This window comes from Actinomycetes bacterium (genome assembly GCA_036000965.1).
Taxonomy (GTDB): Bacteria; Actinomycetota; CALGFH01; order CALGFH01; family CALGFH01; genus DASYUT01.
In genome coordinates this window covers 38,791-44,790 of sequence record DASYUT010000315.1, presented here as the reverse complement: position 1 = coordinate 44,790, position 6,000 = coordinate 38,791, and the positions used below count along the sequence as shown (strand labels likewise).

Annotated in this window: 7 protein-coding genes; 5 read left to right on the top strand and 2 right to left on the bottom strand. The window is 71.7% G+C overall.

Annotation, left to right across the window (positions count from 1 at the left end; all coding sequences use genetic code 11):
- Together VG276_29045 and VG276_29040 are read right to left on the bottom strand one after the other, a co-directional pair.
- Nucleotides 1-1,367, bottom strand: a 1,367-nt coding sequence (locus VG276_29045) for a phage major capsid protein (protein ID HEV8653333.1), incomplete at its 3' end; no start/stop codon positions are given.
- The gene (locus VG276_29040) at nucleotides 1,364-2,371 is read right to left on the bottom strand and encodes a head maturation protease, ClpP-related (protein ID HEV8653332.1); all 1,008 of its coding nucleotides are present in this window, start codon (nucleotides 2,369-2,371) and stop codon (nucleotides 1,364-1,366) included. The genes VG276_29045 and VG276_29040, both read right to left, overlap by 4 nt.
- Before the next feature lie 104 nt (nucleotides 2,372-2,475).
- On the opposite strand from VG276_29040, the gene VG276_29035 reads away from it, so the two are divergent.
- From VG276_29035 to VG276_29015, 5 genes are read left to right on the top strand one after another with little or no spacing between them, the layout of a single operon-like run.
- A complete protein-coding gene (locus VG276_29035; protein ID HEV8653331.1) occupies nucleotides 2,476-2,859 on the top strand; it encodes a hypothetical protein in 384 nt (127 codons plus the stop codon).
- Nucleotides 2,810-4,255 carry a terminase gene (locus VG276_29030; protein HEV8653330.1) on the top strand — a complete coding sequence of 482 codons (1,446 nt, stop codon included), beginning with the start codon at nucleotides 2,810-2,812 and terminating at the stop codon, nucleotides 4,253-4,255. Before VG276_29035 ends, VG276_29030 begins: the two co-directional genes overlap by 50 nt.
- A gap of 11 nt (nucleotides 4,256-4,266) precedes the next feature.
- On the top strand, nucleotides 4,267-4,485 hold the full coding sequence (locus tag VG276_29025) for a hypothetical protein (GenBank protein ID HEV8653329.1): 219 nt from the start codon (nucleotides 4,267-4,269) through the stop codon (nucleotides 4,483-4,485).
- An 11-nt stretch (nucleotides 4,486-4,496) separates the two neighbouring features.
- Nucleotides 4,497-4,742: a hypothetical protein gene (locus tag VG276_29020; protein ID HEV8653328.1), complete on the top strand. Its 246-nt coding sequence runs from the start codon at nucleotides 4,497-4,499 to the stop codon at nucleotides 4,740-4,742.
- Nucleotides 4,739-5,986 (top strand): phage portal protein, encoded by a 1,248-nt coding sequence (locus VG276_29015; GenBank protein HEV8653327.1) that lies wholly within the window; start codon nucleotides 4,739-4,741, stop codon nucleotides 5,984-5,986. The genes VG276_29020 and VG276_29015 overlap by 4 nt, the downstream gene beginning before the upstream one ends.
- Nucleotides 5,987-6,000 lie beyond the last annotated feature (14 nt).

Genomic DNA, 6,000 nt, shown 5'->3' with positions numbered 1-6,000 from the left:
GCGCTGAGCAGGGTGACGATGGGGCTGAGGGTCGCGGAGCTGTTCTTGGGCGTGATGGGCGAGTTGAGCCACGGGCGGCCGTCGACGCGCTCGATGATGCGGTAGGCGGTCTGGTCGTTCTGGAACTTGAAGTGCGGCGAGGACATGGCGCTCATGACCTGCCGGTCGCCGATCAGGTAGAAGCCGAAGTCGACGAAGTTGAGCGCGCCGGTGACCCCGAGCTTGGGCACCTTCTCGGTGAAGTAGACCGGCCGGCCGAAGATCGTCATCGGCGGCCCGTCGATGATCTGGCCGTTGGACAGCCAGACCGCGTTCGGCGCGGCGCCGCCGGGCACCACCATGGCCGCGAGCTGCGGGAACACGTCGATGGAGGCGATCCACACGGCGCGGCCGAGCGAGGACGGCAGCATCCGCGAGTACATCGCGACGACGTCCTCGAACTTGACCAGGTTGGCCGAGTTCTCGGTGACGGTGATCCGTGCCGACCCGTTGAGGAAGCCGAGCGGCATCCCGACGCCGGAGCCGTTGATGAAGGCGTCGTCCTCGTAGAAGCCGAGCGCCTCGGGGAAGATCTCGTCGATGAACGCCTGGAACGAGGTGATCGAGTCGGAGATCAGCTCGTTGGGGACCTCGGTGTAGGCGGTCAGCTTCTTGGCGTCCAGGACGATCCGGCCGAAGCTGGCCTGGCTGGCGGTGAGCGCGGCGCCCTCTTCGGTCCAGTAGCCGACGATGCCGCCGAACACGCTGGAGGCGTGGGAGGTGTCGTCGATCGCGGGGAACGGAACCCGGAGCGTCTCCATCGGGATGATCCGGGCGCGGGGCCGCACGATCGAGGTCTCCAGCGAGACCCGGAGCAGCTCCGAGCGGAGCTGCTCGGGGATGAGGAACCCGCCCTCGCTGGGGACGGTGGAGGAGAAGGCGTTGCGGACCCGGTGGAGCTGACCCTGCGCCGCGGCGTCGCGCTGCCGGTTGTGCCAGATCAGGGAGAAGAACTCCGACGAGCTGGCGAACTCCTTGTCCAGCACCGCGCCCATCGCCTTGGGGTTGTGCAGCCCGCCACGCGCCTCGGCGCTGCGCAGCACGCCCTCGGGGTTGGTGAAGCCGAGGTTGACCGGGACGACGCCCTCGCCGTCGCGCTGCTCCTTGAGCCAGTCGGCCAGGACCCGCTGGGTCTCCTCCCGGACCTGGGTGGCGATCTCCTGGTCGCGGTCGTGCACCGCCTTGGCGTAGTTGCGCACGAAGGTGGCGAAGCCGTCCTTCTGGCCGAACAGCGCCTTCATCTTCTTGGCGTCGCGCATGAACTCTTCGAGCTCGGCCGGCGTGGTGGGGACGGTCAGCTCATCGGGCTCGGTGGCAGTGGCGGTCAAGGCCGCACCCCTTCCTGGATGGCGTCGATGAGCTCATCGACGGAGACGGTCGTGCGCGGCCCGGGCGGGCGCGGCGGGATGGCGGGCGGGGCGGGCGCGTCGGCGTACACGTCGAGGATCGTGGTGCCGACCATGGCGGGGTCGTAGCCGCTGACCGGGTCGAACACCTCGTCCAGGGCGTCGGCGACCTGCGCCCACGCCCCGGCGAACGCCTCGGCGAGCGCCTCGTCGTCGGTGGGACCGGGCTCGCCGGCGGCCGGGCGGTCGGCGTGGGCCGCTGGCCGGAACTTCGACGGGATCGGCGGCGCGGGCGCCTTGCGCCGGCCGGCGTAGGTGAACACCGACAGGTCCCAACGGTCCTCCGGCCCCTGACCCTCACCGTCGCCCTGGCCGTCGCCGTCGCCGTCGTCCGGGCTGCTGGCCTTGCGGCTGCGGACCTCGTCGGCCAGGCCCGCGGCGACAGCCTCCTCGGCGTCGTACCAGGACTCCTCCAGCATCGCCTGGCGCCAGAACTCCAGCGGCCCGCCGGCACGCTCGGCGTAGACCCCCGCGATCACGTTGGAGATCTTGTCGAGCCGGGCGGCCATGTCCCGCATGTCGGCCGCGTTGCCGATCGCCAGGCCCCAGGCGTCATGGATCATCAGCATGGCGGCCTTGCCCATCACGATGCGCTCGCCAGCCATGGCGATCACCGACGCGGCCGACGCCGCCAGCGAGTCGACCAGCGTGGTCACCTCGGCGGGGTGGTCGACCAGCGCCTGGTAGATCGCATGGGCGTCGAAGACGTCGCCGCCGGGCGAGTTGAGGTGCAGGTTGACCTTCGGGGCGGTGACCTCGCGCAGCTCGTTGACGAAATCCTGGGCGGTGATGCCCCACCAGGAGATCTCGTCGTAGATGTAGACGTCGGCGACCTCGGCGGCCTTGCCTTGGATGCGGTACCACGACTGGCCCTGCCGGGCGACCGGGCGGGCCAGCCGCAACCGGCGCCTACCGGCGTCATCCATGCACCGCCACCATCCCCGCGCACCCCGCACGCTGTTTCGGACAGCCTGTCACTTGCGCGGTACTGTACCCCAAGACCAGCCGCGACGTGCCAGGGAGGTGTCAGGTGCTGCGGTCCGCCGACGAGCTGCTCGGCCCGGCCCTGGCCGAGACCCTCGGCCACCTGACACTGGCCGACGAGGACGCGGCGCTGGTGAAGCTGGCCGAGCGGTACGCCGCCGCGATCGACCGCGCCGCCGAGCTGGCCGCCGAGGCCGACGCCATCGGCGAGGGCCTGGACCCCGACGACCTCCCCGGCCGGCAGCGCCTGGCCCTGCTCGCCGCCAAGGTCGAGGGCCAGGCCGTCCTGGGCAACCTCGGCCCGAAGCTCCTACAGGCCCTGGCAGCCCTGCAGGCGACCCCCGCGGCCAGGGCCAGGCGGCGCGGCGGGGGAGGTGGCGATGCCGGCCCGAACCGCCTCCAGGCGCTCCGCGAAGCTCGTCGGACGTAGCCAGCCCAGGCTGTTCACCCCGCCGCTTCGGCCCCTCAACCGCCGGACCAGCCGCGGCTACGAGGTCATCGAGTTCGCCCAGCTCATCGGCGAGCCCTTGCTTCCATGGCAGGCCTGGCTGGTCAAGCACGCCATGGAGCTGCTCCCCGACAGCACCTACCGGTTCCGCATCGTGCTGGTCCTGGTCGCCCGGCAGAACGGCAAGTCGAGCCTCAAGCGCATCGTGACCCTCTGGCGCCTGTACATGGACGGCGCCCGCACCGTCCTGGGCCTCGCCCAGGACGTCGCGCTGGCCCGCGAGCAGTGGACGCTGTGCCAGGACACCATCCACGACTGCCCCGACCTCGAGGCCGAGTGGGGTGGGGTCCGCAACGTCAACGGCGATGAGAAGTTCTGGCTGCGCGGTGGCGGCCGCTACATGATCCGTGCGATGAACCGCAAGGCCGGCCGCGGCTACTCGATCGACGAGGCCAACATCGATGAGCTGCGCGAGCAGCACGACTGGAAGGCCTGGTCGGCCGTCTCGAAGACCCTGATGGCCCGCGAGAATGCCCAGCTGTGGGCGATGTCGAACGCCGGCGACGATGAGAGCGTGGTGCTCAACCAGCTCCGCGACGCGGCCCTGGCCGGCCGCGACCCGTCGATCGGCCTGTTCGAGTGGTCCGCGCCCGACGGGTGCGAGCTCGACGACCCGCGCGGGTGGGCGCAGGCCAACCCCGGCCTCGGCCACGTGATGGGCGCGCTGGCCGTCCGCGGCGCGCTGGCGACCGACCCGCCGGACGTGTTCCGCACCGAGGTCCTGTGCCAGCGGGTCGCCCACCTCGACGCGGCGGTGGACGTCGGCGCGTGGAAGGCGTGCACCGACGCCACGGGGAGCCTGCGCGGCCAGAAGGACCGCCTGGCCGCCGTGGTCGACGTGGCGCCGGACGGCGGCCACGTCACCCTCGCCGCCGCGGCCGTCACCGACGACGGCCGCGTCCGCGTGCAGGTCATCAAGGCGTGGCGGGGTACCGATGAGGCCCGCTTCGAGTTGGGCGACATCCTCGACAAGGTGCAAGCCGTCCAGGAAGGCTGGTTCCCCGGCGGCCCCGCCGCCCGCCTCGCGCCGATCCTGCGCGCCCGGCCGAACCAGGTGGAACTGACCGGCGGGAAGGTCGGGGAGGCCTGCCAGGGCCTCGCCGACCTGGCCACCACGCGGCGGGTCGTCCACCCCGGCGACCCGCTGCTGGACGCCCACGTGGCCGGCGCGAGCAAGCTCTACACCGGCGACGGGTGGCGGTTCGTCCGCCGCGGCGCCGGCCACGTCGACGCCGCCTACGCCGCCGCCGGCGCCTGCTACCTCGCCCAAACCCTGCCCCAGCCGTCCCGGCAGGGACTCCGGATCCTCACCTACTGACGGAGGCAACGATGAAGCTTGAAGGCCGGCACCCCGCAACGCAGCAGATCGCCCGGTTCTTCACCTACGAGCACCTGCCCGAGCCCATGCGCACCGTCTCGGCCTACAGCCATTACCTCGCCGAGGCCATGATCCGCGAGCTGCCCGACGGCCCTGAGTTGACCACGGGCCTGTGCAAGCTCCTGGAGGCCAAGGATTGCTTCGTCCGCGCCGCCCTGCCGCCCGAGTAGGAAGGACGCTCATGAGCACGATGGAAGCCCTCGCCGTCGGGTGGCGCGCCGCCCGGCACGCCGCGCGCCAGCGCCGCGAGCAGCGGGCAGGCACCCGGACCCGCACCACCCGGCTGGCCGGCGTCGTCGCCGAGCACGGCCTGGCCGTCGCCGGCCTGGCCTGCTTCACCGCCGCAGCCGCCATGGTCGCCGTGCCGCTCGGCCTGGCCGTCGCCGGCCTCGCGTTCTTCGTCCTCGAGCTGCGGGCCGGCGAATGAGGTCGACGCTCAAGCTCCTGCGCAACCAGACCCCGGTCAAGATGGCCAGCCGGGCGCTGGAGCTGCCGCTGTTCCACCCCAACACCGCCGAGGCGCAACTCCGCGCCTACGGATCGGTCGGCACCCTGTTCGCCATCGTCCACCGCCTCTCCGAAGCCACCAGCCAGGTCGACTGGCGCCTGTACCGCACTTCGACCGATGGCCGCCGCCGCTACGAGGCCGAGCAGACCCGCACCGAGGTCACCCGCCACGCCGCCGTCGACCTGTGGAACAAGCCCAACCCCTGGCAGACCGGCCAGGAGTTCCGCGAGGCCACCCAGCAGCACCTCGACCTCGTCGGCGAAGGCTGGTGGGTGATCGGCCGCTCGCCCCTGGCCGACCTGCCCCTCGACCTGTGGACGATCCGGCCCGACCGGATGACCCCGGTCCCCCACCCCACCCGGTACCTGTCCGGCTACATCTACCGCGGCCCCGACGGCGAACAGGTCCCGCTGCAGCTCAACGAGGTCATCCAGATCAAGCTGCCCAACCCCCTGGACCCCTACCGGGGCCTGGGGCCTGTGCAGGCGATCCTCGCCGACCTCGACGCCGCCAAGTACAGCGCGGAGTGGAACCGCAACTTCTTCCTCAACTCCGCCGAGCCGGGCGGCATCATCGAGTTCCCCGACAAGCTCACCGACCCCGAGTTCGACGAGTTCACCACCCGGTGGCGGGAGCAGCACCAGGGCGTCGCCGCCGCCCACCGCGTCGCCATCCTCGAGAAGGGCACCTGGAAGGACCGGGTGATCTCCCAGCGGGACATGCAGTTCGCCGAGCTGCGCAAGCTGTCCCGCGAGGTCATCCGCGAGGCCTACGGCATGCACGGCCACATGCTCGGCTTGAGCGAGGACGTCAACAAGGCCAACGCCGAAGCCGGCGCCACCTCGTTCGGGAAGTGGCTGGTCCGCCCGCGCCTGGCCAGGATGAAGGGCGCCGCCAACGCCAAGCTCCTGCCCATGTTCGGGGAGACCGCTGCGGCGATCGAGCTCGACCACGACAACCCCGAGCCGCCCGACCGCGAATCGGACGACCGGGAGCGGACCTCGAAAGCGACCGCGTTCAAGACCCTGGTCGATGCCGGCGTCGACCCCGGCGACGCGGCGCTGCTGTGCGGCTGGCCGTCTGTCAAGATGGCCCCGAAAGCACCCGCACCACCACCCCAGCCCGCCCAGCCACAGCCCGACCCCGCCCAGGTAGGCGCCTGACCCGGCCACGATGC

Bases quoted from the DNA above. Each gene is read 5' to 3' on its own strand.
- VG276_29040 (HEV8653332.1), bottom strand. From the start codon at position 2,371: ATGGATGACGCCGGTAGGCGCCGGTTGCGGCTGGCCCGCCCGGTCGCC.
- VG276_29030 (HEV8653330.1), top strand. From the start codon at position 2,810: ATGCCGGCCCGAACCGCCTCCAGGCGCTCCGCGAAGCTCGTCGGACGT.
- VG276_29025 (HEV8653329.1), top strand. From the start codon at position 4,267: ATGAAGCTTGAAGGCCGGCACCCCGCAACGCAGCAGATCGCCCGGTTC.
- VG276_29020 (HEV8653328.1), top strand. From the start codon at position 4,497: ATGAGCACGATGGAAGCCCTCGCCGTCGGGTGGCGCGCCGCCCGGCAC.
- VG276_29015 (HEV8653327.1), top strand. From the start codon at position 4,739: ATGAGGTCGACGCTCAAGCTCCTGCGCAACCAGACCCCGGTCAAGATG.